Consider the following 17,209-nt stretch of genomic DNA (forward strand, 5'->3'; position numbering starts at 1 on the left):
TCGGCGTTTGTGTGCGGTCGTGTTCGCCTGTGTTCGCAGCGGCAGATGGGGCTGCCGGAGGCTGGCGGGGAAGGGACGATGTAGGAGAGACGATGGGGCGGCGATGAAGAGTGCGACAGGGAGCAACGCGACGGAGAGAAAGAAAACAGAGATATGAGAGAGAAAATGGAGAGAAACAGAAAGGAGAAAAAGGAGAAAGGAAGGAGAACGGGGGAGCGAAGCCGGGAGACGGCGACGAAGACGGTGACCAGAGACAACGACAACGAATGACCAGAGACAACGACGACGATTCCGACAACGAAGAAGACGGTGACCTGGGGAAATGCGAAAAACCAGCCGGAGAAACCCGACGCGCCGGTCGCAGCCGCGGTGTATACTGGACAAGTTGCTCTGAGGCCGGATGCGGCATCGCCGCCCCGGATCGGAACACGCGCGTACACACTCCTGCTGCAGGAACGTCCTGCGGCCACTAGCCCGAAGGAGGTGGGTGATGTCTGCGCACAAGTATGAACTGATGCTCATCGCTAATCCTGAACTTGATGAGCGCGCGCTGCGTAAGCTCGTCGATCAGTATCTCGAAACCGTCACCAATGAGAAGGGTACGGTTGACGAGGTCAACGTGTGGGGCCGTCGCAAGCTTGCCTATGAGATCAATGGCAAGACCGAAGGCAACTACGTGGTGGTGAACTACTCGTCCGAGCCGGCGACGTCCGATGAGCTCGACCGTCTGCTCAACCTCAACGAAGCGATTATCCGTACCAAGATCCTGCGCAAGGACAAGTAAGCGATACCGCGACACGTCGCGTTCCAGACACGCCGCGGCACGTCGTCGCCATCGTCTCGTCCTTCCAACTCCCCTCAGCGTCAACCATCAGCGCCAACGCTGTGCCAGCGCCCGCCGGCGAATTCCTTCGCCCACCGCGTGGCGTCCGGCATCGCTACCGTGAACGGAATATTCTGGAGACACTGACCTTCTGGAGACACTGACCGGAAACATCGGTTCCGGATCTTCGGAACCCTTCGAGACAAGACGACCATCGCACCCGCGTGCGGAATGTGAGGAGAAACAATGGCTGGAGAAACCACCATCACCGTCATCGGCAATCTCGTTGCCGATCCGGAACTGCGAACCGTGGGCAGCGGAAGCACTGTGTGCGATTTCCGCATCGCATCCACGCCGCGCACCTATAACAGGCAGACGCAGCAGTGGACCGACGGCCAGGCGCTTTTCCTCAGCTGCTCCGCCTGGGATTCCCAGTACAACAAGCTCGCGTCCAATATCGCCAGCAGCCTGTCCAAGGGCATGCGCGTCATCGTCCAGGGCAACCTGACGCAGCGCAGCTACACAGCCCAGGACGGCAGCCAGCGCACCGTGTTCGAGCTGCGCGTGCTCGAGGCCGGGCCCGCGCTGAGCCGCGCATCCGCAACCGTCAACCGTCAGGGTGGCGCAGGCGGATACAACGGCGGCGGTTATAACGGCGGTGGCAATGGCTACGCCGGTGGCGCCGGGTACGGTGGTGGCAACGCCGGTCGCGGTGGCTACTCCGGTGGCTACAACCGCGGCGGGAATGCCGCGCCGGCCGCCGCGAACAACCCCTCGCAGGGCGCGCCGCAGCAGGATGTCTGGGCGGTTGAATCGGGCAATGGTGCGAATAGCTTCGGCACCTTCGGCCATTCCGATTCCGCCGATTCCTCCGACGCGGACGAGTTCGGAGACGGCGTTTTCTGATCCGACGATGTCGTCGATCTGACGATGTCGCCGATCCGCGCCCGCACGTCCGGAACGCTTCCGGGGCCTTGGCCCGCCACGGGCCGCCCCTCCACAAATGCGGAGAAATCCGCGCATAACGCATAAAGTTCATTAAGGAGTACATCACAATGTCACGCAAGAGGCCGCAGCCGCCTGTCAAGCCGTTCAAGAAGAAGCCGAACCCGCTGAAGGCCGCGCACGTCAAGGAAATCGACTACAAGGACGTCGCCCTGCTGCGCAAGTTCATCTCCGACCGCGGCAAGATCCGTTCCCGTCGCATCACCGGCGTGACCGTCCAGGAGCAGCGCGAGATCTCGAAGGCGATCAAGAACGCCCGCGAGATGGCCCTCCTTCCGTACGCGTCCAACGGTCGCTGAGCTGGAATTCGGAAAGGATAGATAGCATGTCCAAGAACGTCCAGGTTATTCTCACCAGCAACGTCCAGAACCTCGGTCAGTCCGGCGATACCGTGCACGTGAAGGCCGGCTACGCCCGCAACTTCCTCTTCCCGCAGGGCCTCGCCTTCGAGTGGAGCAAGGGTGCCGGCAAGCAGATCGAGCAGCTGCAGCGCGCCCGTCGTGCCAAGGCCCTCGCCTCCCGTGAGGACGCCGTGGCCGCCAAGTCCGCCATCGAAGGCTCCACCGTGACGCTCACCGCCAAGGTGTCCGAGTCCGGCAAGCTCTTCGGCGGCATCAGCGCCGCCGCCGTGGCCCAGGCCCTCACCAAGGCCGGCAACGCGGTCGAGGCGTCCGCCATCACGATGGACGTCATCAAGACCACGGGCGAGTTCCCGGCCGAGGTGCAGCTGCACCCGGAGATCTCCGCCAAGTTCACCGTCAAGGTGGTGGCCGAGTAAGGTCGGCGTTTACGTCAGGCCGTGCCGCGAGGCATGGTCTACGATTCCCGCTTCAGGCGGCCGGATTCAGTCCGGCCGCCTTTTGCATATGAACTCGTTTCTGCAACAATGTGATGGCTTGCGGACATTTTTCAGACGATTTTGGGGTTCGGAGCACGATTTCGGTCCGGAATCCATCACATTGATATTGGGGCGGGGCCCCGCCCGCATGTCTCTTATCGGAACTGTCGCGTAACATGGCACGCGTGAAAAAACTCATCGAGCAGGTTCTTAAGTTCGGAATCGTCGGCATCATCGCCTTCATCATCGATTGGGGCATCCTCAATCTCCTCGTGATCGGCGTGCACATGAACGCCACCCTCGCGGCCACCATCTCCTTCCTCATCTCGCTGTGCTTCAACTATCTGGCGAGCATGAAATTCGTTTTCGTCCACCGCGACGACATGGCTCGCTGGATGGAAGTCCTCATCTTCTTCGTGAGCTCCGCCATCGGCCTGGGCATCAACGACGCCATCATCTGGTTCTCCACCTCCGTCATCATCAACCCCGACACGCAGTTCACCGACCACGGTCGCTACGCGCTGTACGCGAATATCGGCAAGCTCGTCGCCACCGTCATCGTATCGGTGTGGAATTTCGTCATCAGGAAATGGCTGCTCGACGCGCCGGATCCGGGCAAGCCGGTCAACGAGAAGTCGGTCGCGCACCGCATCGGCACATGGTCGCTGAGCCACGGCCCGGGCGCCAAGGCGCGCCTTGCTGCCTCCGACGCTGCCGATGCCGCCGCTTCCGATACCGAGAACGCCGATTCCGCCAAGAACTAAGCGAATCCCGCATCCGCCCCACGCACGCGGTATCGTGGACGTGGATACACAAACCGCGCCCGCACTGCGCGCCCCCGCGCATCCGGCGCATTCCAAGGAGGACACATGCCTGTTATCCACACCCACGTCAGCACCCCGCTCACCAAGGAGAACCGCGAGCACCTCAAGGCCGCGTACGGCAAGGCCATCCAGGCGGTGCCCGGCAAGTCCGAAGGCTGGCTCATGTGCCCCTTCGAAAGCGACATGCCAATCTACTTCGGCGGCGACGATTCGCGCCCCGCGGCTTACGTCGAGGTGAACGTGTTCGGCAGCAGCGTGCCGAAGTCCGCGTGGGAAAGCCTCACCAAGTCCATCACGGCGGCGCTCGGCGACGAGCTCGGCATCCCCGCCGACCGCATGTACATCCGCTACACGGCCACCACCGACTGGGGCTGGAACGGCGGTAATTTCTAAGCCATGCTGTTCGGCGGCCGCAATGGTCGGCCGAAACGGCAGAAATACGATTCCCCCGCTCTTCGATCTGGCGCACAGGCCGGATAGGAGGCGGGGGAATCGTGTTTCCGAAGCCTCGCGCCCCCGAAGCCTGCGCGCCTAGATTCCCCTGGGATGGATCCCGTTCACCAGACGGTAGGGGCGCATCACGCGGAAGCCGTTGTCAACCGGGCCCGTCGCGCTCTCCTCGTCGTTCAGCGTCGTGCCGCGCAGCTCGAGCTTCGTTTTGAACGCCACCTTGCACGGCACCTCCGTGGTGGGCTCCCTGCGCACCACTGCGTCGAGCAGGCGTGCCGCGGCCACGCCCATCGCGGTTGTGTCCACGGTCAGCGACGTCAGCTGCGGGAAGGTCTGCCGCACCACCGGCGTGCCTTGGAACGAGATCAGGCTCACGTCCTCCGGCACGCGCAGGCCCGCCTCGTGCAGCGCCTGCAGCGCGCCCACGGCGAGCACGTCCGCGCAGCACAGGAAGGCCTGCGGCAGGTCGTCGGGATGCTCGCGGATGGCGGTGCGCATCATCCCGAAGCCGAGCTCGGTGCTCAGGCCGCCGCGGTACACGTAGCCGGGTACGTACAGGCCCAGCTGCGAAAGATAGTCGCGGAAGGTGCGTAGGAAGGGGTCGTCGAACAACATGTTGCGGCGCGCGAACTGTACGTCGGTGCACAGCAGGCCGATGCGCTTGAGGCCATGCGTGAGGAAATGGTCGAGCGCCTGGATCGCCGCCGATTCGAAATCGGGCGTGACGCAGGTGCATTGCTGCAGCAGGGTGTCGCTGTAGATGGCGATGATCGGGCGGCTGCCACGCTTCATGCGCTCGATTTCGTTCGCGGTGAACAGCCCGATCACGGCGATGCCGTCGACCTCGGTGCCGACTGTTTTGCGCGTGGCGTTGTCCGCGTCGCCCTGGATGCGCAGCACGTCGTACCCCATGCGCGTCAGCTCGGTGCTCAGCGACGAGCGGATGTAGTAGGAGAACATCTCCTCGGATTCGTAGACCTCGGTGAGTTTTTCCACGATGGCGATGCGCTTGGCACGGTGCGAGCGCCGCTCGCGCGTCTGATGGTTCTTGTGGTAGCCGAGGCGTTCGGCGGCGGCGAGGATCTTGGCGCGGGTGGCGGGCGTGACGGATAGGGTTTCGTCGTTGTTGAGGACGCGGGAGACGGTGGCGGCGGAGACATCGGCGGCGCGGGCGACGTCGCGGATCGTGGGGCCGCGGCGAGACGATTGTGCGCGCGGCGTGGATGCGGGCGGGGCGGCGGCGTTCGGTGTGCGTTGGCCGGGGGTCGAGTCGGTTGCGCCGTCGGGCGCGCCGATTCCTTCGCCGCCGAGTCCTGTGCCGTCGTTCTGGTCCGCGCGTTCGTCCATCGATCCTCCCGGAATGTCTGCTGCCCTTCTGTCGCTGTGCCGCTTCGTCGCTATTCGGCTCGTTGCTGCTTCATCCGCAGCGCAGTTTACTGAATTCTACCAAGATGCCGGCGGCCTCGTATGCGTCGTTCCATCCGAAACGATTGGAGTGCGGCCACAATCTCCGGAGCCCGCCATTCGGGCGGCCGCGCCAGTGCGTCCCGTGCGGGACGGTCTCGATTCCGAACGATTCCCGAATCGTGGCCGTATGGAGTCTCCAAACATGTCGGATATTGCAATTGTTTAGTAAACATCGTTCTGTATGCCGCCTGCCCGCCCCCATATCACCTCATATCACCCCGCGCGTCGTATCATGGGACACGAATTGAACGCTCGCATACCGAGAGGGGCAGCATGACGGTTTTGGTTCTTGGAGGGGCCGGCTACATCGGCTCGCATATGGTCGACAGGCTCGTCGAACGCGGCGAGGAGAAGGTCGTGGTGGTCGACAGCCTCGTGACGGGCCACCGCGCCGCTGTGAACCCGGCGGCCACGTTCTACCAGGGGGACCTTTCGGACCGCGACTTCATGCGCCGCGTCTTCCGCGAGAACCCGGACATCGACGCGGTCATCCACTTCGCCGCGTTCTCTCTCGTGGCCGAGTCCATGGGCAACCCGCTCAAGTACTTCGACAACAATACGGCCGGCATGATCGCCCTGCTCGAGGTTATGAACGAGGTGGGCGTCAAGCGCATCGTGTTCTCCTCCACGGCCGCCACCTACGGCATTCCCGAAACCATGCCCATCCACGAGGACGACCCGCAGAAGCCCATCAACCCGTACGGCGAGAGCAAGCTCATGATGGAGAAGATCATGCACTGGTCCGACCTCGCCTACGGCATCAAGTTCGTGGCGCTGCGCTACTTCAACGTGGCCGGCGCGAAGCCGGACGGCTCGATCGGCGAGGACCACAACCCCGAGACGCATCTGCTGCCTATCGTGCTGCAGGTGGCGCAGGGCAAGCGCGACAAGCTGAAGATCTTCGGCAACGATTACAACACCCCCGACGGCACGAACGTGCGCGACTACGTGCACCCCTTCGACCTCGCCGACGCGCATATCCTCGCCGTGAAGTACCTGCGCGAGGGCAACCCGTCGAACGCGTTCAACCTCGGCTCGTCCACGGGCTTCTCGAACCTGCAGATCCTCGAGGCCGCGCGACGCGTGACGGGCAAGGAGATCCCGGCCGAGATGGCGCCGCGCCGCCCCGGCGACCCCGATACGCTGATCGCCGCGTCCGACAAGGCGCGCACGGTGCTTGGCTGGAAGCCGCAGTTCGACAACATCGACAAGATCATCGCCTCCGCATGGGCGTGGCATTCCACGCATCCGAACGGCTACGACGACAGGCGCTGACGCCGGCTGGCGCTGCGCGGGAAGGCATACGGGGAAGGTATACGATATCCCCGCCCGGCAGGAGGCATCGACGAACGGGAGGCGGCAACCGCCTCCCGTTTTTCGTGTGCCCTTCTCATTCGCGCGTCGGTTGCGTGTTTTCGCCACGTGAATTGAGTAGGCTTAGGAATAAGCGCACGCGTCGCCGACACCAGCGTCGGCACCAGAACACCGATCGCAAGGGCGCCTTGGGAAGGCCTGGAACGATTCAGGACCCAGACGGGCGCCCGGAAACGCCGAAGAAAGGACATCGCATGAGTTCGGGTAAAGCCGCGGAATTCAGCCTTATGGACATGGTTCCCACCAAGATCAAGAATTCGAAACCGTCTCTGATCCGAGAATTCGATGCCTATGCCAAGCAGTTCGACGGGGTGATTCGCCTGACGCTGGGCGAACCGGATTTCAACACGCCGCAGAAGATCAAGGACGCGGCCACGGCCTCCCTCAAGGCCAACCACACGCATTACCCGCCGACCCCGGGCACCCAGGACTTCCGCGAGGCCGTCTGCGAGTTCCTCAAGCGCCGCCGCGGCCTCGAGTACGCGCCCGACCAGATCGTCGCCACGGTGGCGGCGAGCGAGGCCCTGCGCGCCACGCTCGAAACACTGATCTCCCCGGGCGACGTGGTGATCGTCCCGACCCCGGCCTTCGGTTTCTACGGCACCATCGCCGAGCAGCTCGGCGCCCTGCCGGTGTACATCGACACATCTCGCTCCGGCTTCAAGCTCAGCCCCGAGACGCTGAACCGCACGCTGACGGCCCTCGAGGACGTCAACACCGTGCTGATTCTTAACTACCCGAATAATCCGACCGGCGTGAACCTCACGCGCGCCGAAGTCAAGACCCTTGCCGACGTCATCGCGCGCCACAAGGTCGCCGTCGTCAGCGACGAGGTCTATGCGCAGATCTCCTACGGCGAGCCCAGCACCTCCATCGCCGAGTTCCTGCCCGAGCGCACCGTCATCGTGGACTCGACCTCGAAGACGCTTGCCATGACCGGCTGGCGCATCGGCTACCTGGCCGGCCCGAAGGACTTCGTCGACGAAGTGGTGAAGGTGCACCAGCATACGGTGGCCACCGCGCCGCGTCCCGCCATGGACGCCGCGGCCGTGGGCTACCGCGAGTGCGACGCCGACATCGACGCGATGGTCAAGGAGTACAAGACGCGTGCGAATCTCCTGTATTACGGCCTCAAGGCGCAGGAGTTCGACTGCGTGCCGCCGACGGGCGCGTTCTACCTGTATGTGCGCATCCCCGATTCCTTCGAGGACTCCATGACCTTCTGCAAGCAGATGGTGGAGAAGGCGAAGGTGGCTGTGGTGCCGGGCGACGCGTTCGAGAAGAACTCGCGCTATGTGCGCTGCAGCTACGCCACGAGCCAGGAGAACCTGCGCGAGGCCCTGCACCGCATCTCCTCGTGGAAGGCGCGCGAGGGCTTCTGATCCGCGGCGCGGTTTGCGCGGCATATACGATGACGACGCCGTGGCGCGAGGGTGCCACGGCGTCGCGCATGCGAGGAGGGATATGACATACACGACGATTCACCTGGTGCGCCACGGCGAGGTGCATAACCCCGACCATGTGCTGTACGAGCGCCTGCCCGGCTATCATCTGTCGGACCGGGGGCATCGTATGGCCGAGCGCACGGCGCTCTACCTCGCCGCGAACCACAGCACCGCCCACGCCGCCGCCGTGTTCTCCTCACCTCTCGAACGCGCGCAGGAAACCGCCGGCGCCATCGTCGACGCCATCAACCCGCAGCGCGCCGCCCGCGGCGAGGAACCGCTCGCCGTTCGCAGCGACGGCCGCCTGATCGAGGCCGGCAACGAATTCCGCGGCACCACCGTCGGGCGCGGCGAGGGCGCGCTGTGGCGGCACGGCAACTGGCGCCTCGTCACGAACCTGTACCGCCCGTCCTGGGGCGAGACGTACCGGCATATCGCGCGGCGCATGAACGACTTCGTGCAATCCGCGGTCGACGTGTTCCCGGACGGCGACGTCATCGTGGTGAGCCACGAATCGCCGATCTGGACGTTCCGCTGCCTGATGGAGACGGGCAGGCCGGAGCATAATATGTTCAAGCGCACCGTGGCGCTGGCGTCCGTTACGTCGTTCACCTTCGACAACGCGACGCACCGGCTCGTCGGCATCGCCTACGCCGACCCCGCCTCGCGCGTGCGCTGAGGCTTGTGAAGCCGAGGCTTGTACCGAGGCTTGTGAATGGGAGGACTATGAACGAGACGAATTGGAACGATCCGCAGCTGGTTGCGCGCGTGTCCGACGAGGCGTCGGTTCGCGAGGCCGCGGAGGAGGGCCAGGCGCTGATGGCGCTGTGGCCGCTGACCCAGTCGCTGCATATGGACAACGATGTCAAATACGCCGAGGAGCTGCAGGTGCGGCTGACGCGGCAGTTCGCCATGCTGCTGATCGGCGACCCCGAGCTCGCCACATCGGTGACCCTCGCCGACGCCGACTTCGTGTACGAGGGCGCCGAGTCGATCCCCGGCCGCCCGCAGCCGGTGGTGGATGCGCTGATTCGCGCGAACGAGGCCTACGATGCCGCCGCCGATTATTCCGACGATGGCGACGCCGCGCATATCGTCGACGCGGCGCAGCGCGTCGGGGCGCATGACGACGCCGCGCGCTTCTTCACCCAGGCCCTTGACGACGGCGACGCCTTCGTGGGGCAGGTGGCGCAGGATGCGCAGTCCGAAGGCGATCCGGTCGGGCGTGTGGCCATCGTATTCAGCGCCGTGGCGCTTGCCTTCTACGGCGCGCTGACCGCAGGGCGCGCGGCCGCCGAGTCATCCGACGGCAACCTGACCGCCGGCGCCATCGCCGCCATGCTGTACGTCAACGAGCTGGGCGAGCGCTACGGCGTTCCGCGCCTGTTCCTGACGGCGGACCGCCTTATGGAGCTCGACGCGCCCACCGAGCCGGTTCCGTTCGTGCGCGCGCTTGCCGCGGAGGCGTCGCGCGAGTGGGCGAAGCACCGGGCGGACGTGCTCTGGGACCCCGACAAGGCGAAGGCCGACTCCGAGGAGGAGGACCGCAAGCGCAACCGCGAGGAGCTGGCGAAGAAGTTCCAGTGAGGTTCCGCTGAGGTTCCGCGCCGCGTCACTCGATCGCGTCGTCGTCGGGGCCCAGCAGCAGCCTTTCCACAAGGCTCACCAGCAGCATCAGCGCCACCGTCATGAGCACGATAACAAGCGACGCGGCGAAGATAAGCGGCGTGCGGAACGAGTTATACGCCGCCTGCAGCCAGATGCCGAGGCCGGCGCGCGCGCCCATGTACTCCGCCGTCGCCGCGGTGCCGAAGACGTACGCCGCGCTGATGCGGATGCCGCCGAACATCTGGCGCGCCGCGACGCGCAGCTCCACATGCCACAGCGTCCAGATGCTTGTGGCGCCGCAGGTCAGTGCCACGTCGCGGTAGAAGCGCGGCACCGAATCAAGGCCGCGGCAGGTCTGCACGGCAATCGGGAATGTGGCGAACACGGCCACGAGCACGAGCTTGCCGAGCGGCTCGAAGCCGAACCACAGGAGGAATAGCGGCGCGATGGCGATGATTGGCAGCGTCTGGGCGCCGACGAGCAGCGGATAGATTGCCGCGTGGAAGGCGCGCGAGCAGTGCAGGCCCACGCCAAGCAGAATGCCGACCGCGATGGCGATGGCGAATCCCAGCGCGCCTTCGACGAAGGTGACCCACGTCGCGTAGCTCAGCGTGTTCCACGACTGGGCCGCCGCGCGCACGATCTGCGTGGGGGAGCTCAGCTGACGCGGCGAGACGAGACCGCGGTCGACCACGATCTGCCAGATGACGACGAGTACGAGGAATGTGACGACCGCCGGCCAGGTGCGGGCGATCCACGAGCGCTTCTTCCGTGGCTGCATGTGGGTTCCTTTTCGTGGGTTGGGGGTTGGGGTTGGGGTTGGGGTTGCGTGGACGCGGTGGTTCCTTTTAACAATGTGATGGCTTGCGGACATTTTCCGACGATTTTGGCCCCGGAATCGTGTATTTGCGTCCGCAAGGCATCACACTGTTATGAATTGGCGGAACGGTGCGATGGCATACGATGGCGTGGGCGCGGGAGACATCGTGGTAAGTCGTACTCTCGCGGCAAAATGGGCGATATGTCTGAAGATAACAATCGTCCGGAGCTTCCGGAGAACGTTCGAGTCCGTTTCTGCCCGTCGCCGACCGGAACGCCGCATGTCGGCATGGTCCGCACCGCACTGTTCAACTGGGCCGAGGCGCGTCATACGCACGGCACCTTCGTGTTCCGCATCGAAGACACCGATGCCGCGCGCGATTCCGAGGAAAGCTACAACCAGATCCTCGACGCGCTCAACTGGCTCGGCCTCGACTGGGACGAGGGCATCAACGTCGGCGGTCCGCACGGCCCGTACCGCCAGTCCGAGCGCACCGACATCTACAAGGACGTCGCGCGCAAGCTGCTTGACGCCGGCTACGCCTACGAATCGTTCTCCACGCCGGAGGAGATCGAGGCCCGCAATGTGGCCGCCGGCCGTCCCACGGCCTTCGGCTACGATGGCTACGACCGCAACCTCACCGAGGAGCAGAAGGCCGCGTTCCGCGCGGAGGGACGCAAGCCCGCGCTGCGCGTGCGCATGCCCGACGAGGACATCGTGTTCAACGACCTCATCCGCGGACCGATCGAGTTCAAGGCCGGATCCGTGCCGGATTATGTGATCGTGCGTCCGAACGGCGACCCGCTGTACACGCTCACCAACCCCGTCGACGACGCCATGATGGAGATCAACGTGGTGCTGCGCGGCGAGGACCTTCTGAGCTCCACTCCGCGCCAGATCGTGCTCTACCGCTACCTTATGGAGCTCGGCATCGCCAAGGAGATGCCGCTGTTCGGCCACATGCCGTACGTCATGGGCCAGGGCAACAAGAAGCTGTCCAAGCGCGACCCGGAGTCGAACCTGTTCCTGCACCGCGAGAACGGCTTCATCCGCGAGGGCCTGCTCAACTACCTCGCCCTGCTCGGCTGGTCCATCGCGCCGGACCGCGACGTGTTCTCCATGGACGAGATGGTGGAGAAGTTCGATGTGCGCGACGTCAAGGCGAACCCTGCGCATTTCGACATCAACAAGGCCATCGCCATCAACGCCGAGCACATCCGCATGCTCGACCAGCAGGACTTCCTCAACCGCTCCGTGCCGTATCTGCACCGCGACGGCGTGGTGTCGGCGGATTCCTGGGACGCGCTGACCGATCATGAGCGCGAGGTGCTCACCGAGGCCGCGCCGCTTGTGCAGCCGCGTGTGCGCCTGCTGGGCGAGGTGGCCGGTATGGTCGGCCCGCTGCTCAGCGACGCCACCTACATCGAGCCGGATGCCGATGCGCGCAAGCAGCTCAAGGATTCCGCGGCCGATGTGCTGACCGCCGCGGTGACCGCTCTCGAGGCGATTCCCGAGGATGAGTGGAAGGCCGAGCATATTCACGAAACGCTCACAAATGCGCTTGTGGACGAGGGTGGGTACAAGCCGCGTCTGGCGTTCGGTCCGGTGCGCGTCGCACTGTCCGGAAAGCGCGTATCTCCGCCACTTTTCGAGTCTGCGGAGATCATCGGAAAGCCCACGACACTCGCGCGACTCGCCGAGTTGCGAAAGAATCTGTAAGCGTGTATATTCTCTTTTTGTTGCGCCACGGAGCACAGCGAAGAGCTGAACTTCAGGCGAACAAAAAGTGAATATGCCCCCGTCGGCTAGCGGTCTAGGCCAGCGCCCTCTCACGGCGTTAACACCGGTTCAAATCCGGTCGGGGGTACTCAGTCTGATTATTCAGACCCTTGCCGCTAAGGCAATTGGGGTATGGTGTAATTGGCAACACAGGTGATTCTGGTTCATCCATTCTTGGTTCGAGTCCAGGTACCCCAGCAAGTTGACGGAAACCGCGCGAAGCGGCTTCCGTTTTTTGTTATCCGCCGTTTTTGCTATCCGCGTGCGCAGTGTGGCGTGTGGTGTGAAGTGACGCGGTGCGGAGTGCGGGGGTGCGGAGTGCGGAGTCTCCCCAGAAACAATGTCCCCAAGAACAGCGTGACGGACCCCGGGCCGCTTCCATGACCGTTCACTCCACTCAACCCAAACAGTGCCTCTCACTGTCACTGCGGCGTCCAGTGAGATGGACCGTTGGCGGGGGAATCGTTGAAAACAGGACCCTTCCCTCCCAACAGTGCCTCTCACTGTCACTGCGGCGATCAGCGAGACCGACCGTTGGGACCGGAGCCTAGTATTCCCAACGCGGCTTCTCCTAACGGTGCCTCTTACTGGCACTGCGGCGTCCAGTGAGACGGACCGTTGGCGGGGGAATCGTTGGGAATGCGTGCGCTGTCCTTCAACAGTGCCTCTTACTGGCACTGCGGCGACCAGTGAGACGGACCGTTGGCGGGGGAATCGTTGGGAATGCGTGCGCTGTCCTTCAACGGTGCCTCTCAGTGTCACTGTGGCGTCCAGTGAGACCGACCGTTGGCGGGGGAATCGTTGGAAACAGGCCCCTTCCCTCCCAACGGTGCCTCTCACTGTCACTGCGGCGTCCAGCGAGACGGACCGTTGGCGGGGGAATCGTTGGGAATGCGTGCGCTGTCCTTCAACGGTGCCTCTCACTGTCACTGCGGCGACCAGTGAGACCGACCGTTGCGAAACGGGGATGCCGGGACAAGAATCGGGGAACGATCTCGCGGAAGAGGAGTCCGAGTAAAGACCTACATCGCTAAAGGCCAGGAATCGTGTCCGTAGGCCATCACATCGTTCTCTTTCCCGCAACAATGTGATGGGTCGCGGACATTTTTCGACGATTTTGGGGGCGGAATCGTGGATTTTGGTCCGAAAGCCATCACATTGTTATGAAGCGGGCGCCGCCCGTGCCCGCCCGCGCCCGCGCGCTTACTTCGTGAAGGCGAGGAAGTGGCGGTCGACGCCGAAGCTCCAGCCGTCGAGCAGCGCGGACGACACGATCAGGGCGCCGAGCATGACGCCGACGAGTCCGAGCAGCATATCGACGATGTCGCACACGCCGGTGCTGAAGATGTACTGCGCGCCCTCCACCATGAGGATCGCCACCGCGGCCCCAAGCGCGGTCTGCCAGATCTTCTTCGTGACGAGCTGCACCATGACGCCCAGCGGCAGGCACAGAACGATCGTCCACATCATGCCGAGCGGGTCGCCGGTGAATCGCTCGCCGAAGGTGCCGAGGTTGAAGTTGATGCCGCGCGTGCCCGCATCGGCGCGGAACAGCGTGTGGAACAGCAGCCACAGGTACAGCAGCGCGAGAATCGCGGTGAACACGATTTCGAAACGCTTGGTGAGCAGCTGGAACACGGCGACCCCGACCATCACGCCCGTGACCACGAGAAGCGTGCCGGCGAAAATCGTCTCGCCGAGCGCTGCGTAGACGCCGCTGAACGTTGCGACAATCGACGCCCACAGCCCCGTCACCGTGTTGATCATGTTCTGGAACAGGAAGATCCACAGGATGCCGCAGGTCGCTGAAATGCTCGCAATCGTCCGCTTCTCCATCGAAGGCCTTTCGTCTCGTGCCCGCCGACGCGCCCGGCGCCGGCCTCTTGTGCCGCCACGCGTCGGCGCGGCAGCTCTATGTTGATGATACTTGCGGTATGCGCCAAGCGCCGCAAGGTCCACGATGCGCCCATCGTGCGGCGGAAGGGTGGGGAAGGAGGGGGAGGGGAATACGATGCGCCCGCCCGCGAATCCAGGCGGGGCGGGGCGCGCGTCGTATGCTTGGAGGCATGGGTTCTCTTGACGATTCGCATATCGTGGCAACCGCCGCAGCCGCAGCTTCGAACGCCGCCGTTTCGAAGGCAACCGCTTCGAACGCCGCCCGCCCGCTCTCCGTTTCCGCGCGCCTGGGCCGCCTGCAGTTCCACAACTCCGGCAAGTTCCGCATACTGCAGCTGTCGGATATCCAGGACGGCCCCACGGTCAGCTCCGACACCATCAGGCTCATCGCCGCCGCCTGCGACGCGGCGCGCCCCGACCTCGTCGTGCTTACGGGCGACCAGATCGCCGGCTACCATTCCGCCTACCACGCCACCTATCGCAAGCGCCGCTGGAACACGGCGCTCGACAGCATCATCGGCGTGGGCCGCCAGGCCGCGAACTTCCTCGGCGACGCCATGCAGGGCTTTCCGCAGACTCCTCAGATTTCGGAATCGTCGCAACGCCGCCAGGAGGAGCTCGACGAACGCGCCAACTCCGCTTCCGACCCCGACGACGCGCAGCGTCTCGCGCACGAACGCGCGCTCGCAGGCACGCGCGACCTCGTGCGCCAGTCGATTCGCCAATTCATGCAGCCGATCGTCGAGCGCGGCATTCCCTTCGCCGTGACCTACGGCAACCACGATTTCCAATGCGGCATCGACAACTGCGAGTTCGACGCGATCTTCCGCGAGCTGCCCGGCTGCCTCAATCCCGAGACGACGGGGGCCGAGCCGCAGCGCGCCATGCATATGCCCGGCAGCGGCATGCCCGGCCAGGTGGCATACGCGGCCGAGCCGGGCACGTTCGCGCTGCCGGTGAGCGACGTCGGCCACACGCGCACGGTGTTCGGCATCGTGCTCCTCGACTCCGGCGATTACGCGCGCGGCGGCGGCTACGGCTCGCCGTCCGCCACGGGGCTCGACTTCCTGCGCACCGTTCCGCGGCTTATGGACGGCGCCAAGTCCATCGTGTTCCAGCACATCCCGCTGCCGCAGTTCTACGATTTGCTGCGCGTGGTGCCCTCGACCACGGCCTACGCGGTGCAGGGCTACCGCACGTACGATTCGCAGACGTATCTGCTTGACGAAACCAAGACGCTGCCCGGCAGCTTCCTCGGCGAGGGCATCAGCTGCCCGGACGCCGACAGCGGCGAGTTTCAGGTGATGAAGGATTCCGACGGCTACTTCGCGCTGTTCGCCGGCCACGACCACCGCAACGGCTTCGTGGGCGTGGACGACGGCATCATGCTCGGTGCGACGCCGACCTGCGGATTCGGCGCGTACGGGCCCGATCCGAAGATGCGCTCGGCGAGGCTGTTCGAATTCGACATCCGCCATCCGTACGCCCCGCGCACGCAGCTGCTGCAGTTCGGCGACCTCGTGGGCAAGCCCAGCTCGCGCAAGGCCTACACATTCGCGATGAGCCACGTGCCGACGAACGCCGGCGACACGTGGAATCTGCTGCGCCGTCCGAAGGTGTTCGGCAGCGTGCTGGCGGTGGCGGTCGGTCTGGTGGCCGGCAAGCTGTTCGGCGGCGGCAAGGAGAAGTAGAAGTAGCGCTCTCTTCTCTTCTAAAACAATGTGATGGCTTTCGGACCGAAATGCACGATTCTGGGGTCAAAATCGTGGAGAAATGTCCGCAAGCCATCACATTGTTGTGGAATTTTGTTGTGGCGGATGCCGGGATCGACGATGCGCCGGGGTCGACGATGCGCACATCGTGAATCGTGGACCCCGGTGGACCTCAGTGGAACTGGTAACCGCCCTGGGCCTTGGCGAGGGCGTCGCTGAGGTATTTGCCGGCGCTCATGACGAGCGGCGCGAAGTGGCGGCCCGGCGTCATGCCCATGCGGTCGGTCGGCCCGGAGATTGAGATGGCGGCGATCACCTGCCCGGCGGCGTTGCGGATCGGCGCCGACACGGACGACACGCCATGCTCGCGTTCGTTCACCGACTCCGCCCATCCGCGCTTGCGCACGGCGTTGAGCGTCGCGGCGGTGAAGCGCGAGTGGCGCAGGCCCTGGTGCATCTGCTCGGGGTCCTCCCACGCGAGCAGGATATGCGCGGCCGAGCCGGCCTCCATCGACAGCATGGCGCCGACGGGGATGGAATCGCGCAGGCCGGAGGCGCGCTCGACGGAGGCGATGCATACGCGCATGTCGCCCTGGCGGCGGTAGATCTGCGCGGATTCGCCCGTGCGGTCGAGCAGCGTCTGCAGAATCGGCTCGCTGGCGGTCAGAAGGCGATCCTCGCCGGCGGCCGCGGCAAGCTCGGCGAAACGAGAGCCGAGGGTGAAGCGTCCGTGCTGGTCGCGCACGATGAAACGATGGCATTCGAGCGCCATCGCCAGACGATGCGCCGTGGGGCGCGCCAGTCCCGTCTCGTTCACCAGTTGGGCAAGCGTGGCCGGTCCGCGTTCGAGTGCATCTAGGATAAGAGTCGTCTTATCGAGCACGCCGACGCCGGAATGAACTTCTTTTGGTTGTGTTGACATAGTGGAGGTTTGGGAAGCCATACGGAACAGTATGCCATCTCATTATGTGAAATGCAAAAGTTTGACATGTGAAAGCGGCAGCACAATCGGTGTGGAACAACATGGGCATGCGTCGCGGCCATCGCCGACTGTACCTGACGGCCGGCCCGGATGGGCGGGAAAAGCCCGGAAACATCCGGAAAATCGTCGATCCGGAAGGCTCCGGAAACGAAGCGGCGCGGCATGCCCGGAACTGAGGAGGTCCCC

General features: G+C 64.4%; 17 protein-coding genes and 2 tRNA genes. 15 read left to right on the forward strand and 4 right to left on the reverse strand.

Annotation, left to right across the window (positions count from 1 at the left end; genetic code table 11):
• Positions 1–490: 490 nt before the first annotated feature.
• From rpsF to PSRA_RS02725, 6 genes are all read left to right on the forward strand, one after another.
• Positions 491–784 carry a 30S ribosomal protein S6 gene (gene rpsF, locus PSRA_RS02700; RefSeq protein ID WP_094660369.1) on the forward strand — a complete coding sequence of 98 codons (294 nt, stop codon included), beginning with the start codon at positions 491–493 and terminating at the stop codon, positions 782–784.
• A gap of 285 nt (positions 785–1,069) precedes the next feature.
• Positions 1,070–1,729 carry a single-stranded DNA-binding protein gene (ssb, locus tag PSRA_RS02705; protein ID WP_094660370.1) on the forward strand — a complete coding sequence of 220 codons (660 nt, stop codon included), beginning with the start codon at positions 1,070–1,072 and terminating at the stop codon, positions 1,727–1,729.
• Positions 1,730–1,878: 149 nt separating this feature from the next.
• Positions 1,879–2,127 (forward strand): 30S ribosomal protein S18, encoded by a 249-nt coding sequence (rpsR, locus tag PSRA_RS02710; RefSeq protein ID WP_094660371.1) that lies wholly within the window; start codon positions 1,879–1,881, stop codon positions 2,125–2,127.
• A gap of 26 nt (positions 2,128–2,153) precedes the next feature.
• Positions 2,154–2,606 carry a 50S ribosomal protein L9 gene (gene rplI / locus PSRA_RS02715; protein WP_094660372.1) on the forward strand — a complete coding sequence of 151 codons (453 nt, stop codon included), beginning with the start codon at positions 2,154–2,156 and terminating at the stop codon, positions 2,604–2,606.
• 236 nt (positions 2,607–2,842) lie between these two features.
• A complete protein-coding gene (locus PSRA_RS02720; protein ID WP_094660373.1) occupies positions 2,843–3,430 on the forward strand; it encodes a GtrA family protein in 588 nt (195 codons plus the stop codon).
• 105 nt (positions 3,431–3,535) lie between these two features.
• Positions 3,536–3,883 carry a phenylpyruvate tautomerase MIF-related protein gene (locus tag PSRA_RS02725; protein WP_094660374.1) on the forward strand — a complete coding sequence of 116 codons (348 nt, stop codon included), beginning with the start codon at positions 3,536–3,538 and terminating at the stop codon, positions 3,881–3,883.
• Positions 3,884–4,021: 138 nt separating this feature from the next.
• Here the strand turns inward: PSRA_RS02725 and PSRA_RS02730 are convergent, their stop codons facing one another.
• Positions 4,022–5,287 carry a LacI family DNA-binding transcriptional regulator gene (locus PSRA_RS02730; protein WP_094660375.1) on the reverse strand — a complete coding sequence of 422 codons (1,266 nt, stop codon included), beginning with the start codon at positions 5,285–5,287 and terminating at the stop codon, positions 4,022–4,024.
• A 393-nt stretch (positions 5,288–5,680) separates the two neighbouring features.
• Here PSRA_RS02730 and galE point away from each other — a divergent pair, with 393 nt between their 5' ends.
• From galE to PSRA_RS02750, 4 genes are all read left to right on the forward strand, one after another.
• On the forward strand, positions 5,681–6,682 hold the full coding sequence (galE, locus tag PSRA_RS02735; protein ID WP_094660376.1) for a UDP-glucose 4-epimerase GalE: 1,002 nt from the start codon (positions 5,681–5,683) through the stop codon (positions 6,680–6,682).
• A gap of 293 nt (positions 6,683–6,975) precedes the next feature.
• Entirely contained in the window at positions 6,976–8,163 is a 1,188-nt protein-coding gene (locus PSRA_RS02740; protein WP_158216297.1) for a pyridoxal phosphate-dependent aminotransferase, read from the forward strand.
• An 82-nt stretch (positions 8,164–8,245) separates the two neighbouring features.
• Complete coding sequence (locus tag PSRA_RS02745) at positions 8,246–8,905, forward strand: histidine phosphatase family protein (RefSeq protein ID WP_094660378.1); 660 nt, start codon at positions 8,246–8,248, stop codon at positions 8,903–8,905.
• A gap of 47 nt (positions 8,906–8,952) precedes the next feature.
• Positions 8,953–9,813, forward strand: a complete 861-nt coding sequence (locus tag PSRA_RS02750; RefSeq protein WP_094660379.1) for a hypothetical protein — start codon at positions 8,953–8,955, stop codon at positions 9,811–9,813.
• Between the two features lie 25 nt (positions 9,814–9,838).
• Here the strand turns inward: PSRA_RS02750 and PSRA_RS02755 are convergent, their stop codons facing one another.
• Positions 9,839–10,615: an ABC transporter permease gene (locus PSRA_RS02755; protein WP_094660380.1), complete on the reverse strand. Its 777-nt coding sequence runs from the start codon at positions 10,613–10,615 to the stop codon at positions 9,839–9,841.
• Positions 10,616–10,855: 240 nt separating this feature from the next.
• Between PSRA_RS02755 and gltX the strand changes: the two genes are divergently transcribed.
• From gltX to PSRA_RS02770, 3 genes are all read left to right on the forward strand, one after another.
• Complete coding sequence (gltX, locus tag PSRA_RS02760) at positions 10,856–12,373, forward strand: glutamate--tRNA ligase (protein ID WP_094660473.1); 1,518 nt, start codon at positions 10,856–10,858, stop codon at positions 12,371–12,373.
• A 75-nt stretch (positions 12,374–12,448) separates the two neighbouring features.
• Positions 12,449–12,521, forward strand: a tRNA-Glu gene (locus PSRA_RS02765).
• A gap of 38 nt (positions 12,522–12,559) precedes the next feature.
• A tRNA-Gln gene (locus PSRA_RS02770) sits at positions 12,560–12,631 on the forward strand.
• A gap of 1,005 nt (positions 12,632–13,636) precedes the next feature.
• On the opposite strand, the gene PSRA_RS02775 is transcribed toward PSRA_RS02770, so the two are convergent.
• Complete coding sequence (locus PSRA_RS02775; protein ID WP_094660381.1) at positions 13,637–14,269, reverse strand: VanZ family protein; 633 nt, start codon at positions 14,267–14,269, stop codon at positions 13,637–13,639.
• A gap of 230 nt (positions 14,270–14,499) precedes the next feature.
• Between PSRA_RS02775 and PSRA_RS02780 the strand changes: the two genes are divergently transcribed.
• The gene (locus PSRA_RS02780) at positions 14,500–16,020 is read left to right on the forward strand and encodes a metallophosphoesterase family protein (protein WP_094660382.1); all 1,521 of its coding nucleotides are present in this window, start codon (positions 14,500–14,502) and stop codon (positions 16,018–16,020) included.
• 193 nt (positions 16,021–16,213) lie between these two features.
• Here PSRA_RS02780 and PSRA_RS02785 read toward each other — a convergent pair whose 3' ends face one another.
• Entirely contained in the window at positions 16,214–16,984 is a 771-nt protein-coding gene (locus PSRA_RS02785; protein WP_094660383.1) for an IclR family transcriptional regulator, read from the reverse strand.
• Positions 16,985–17,031: 47 nt separating this feature from the next.
• On the opposite strand from PSRA_RS02785, the gene PSRA_RS09325 reads away from it, so the two are divergent.
• Positions 17,032–17,199 carry a hypothetical protein gene (locus tag PSRA_RS09325; RefSeq protein ID WP_158216298.1) on the forward strand — a complete coding sequence of 56 codons (168 nt, stop codon included), beginning with the start codon at positions 17,032–17,034 and terminating at the stop codon, positions 17,197–17,199.
• Positions 17,200–17,209 lie beyond the last annotated feature (10 nt).

The organism is Pseudoscardovia radai, assembly GCF_002259605.1.
Taxonomy (GTDB): Bacteria; Actinomycetota; Actinomycetes; order Actinomycetales; family Bifidobacteriaceae; genus Pseudoscardovia; species Pseudoscardovia radai.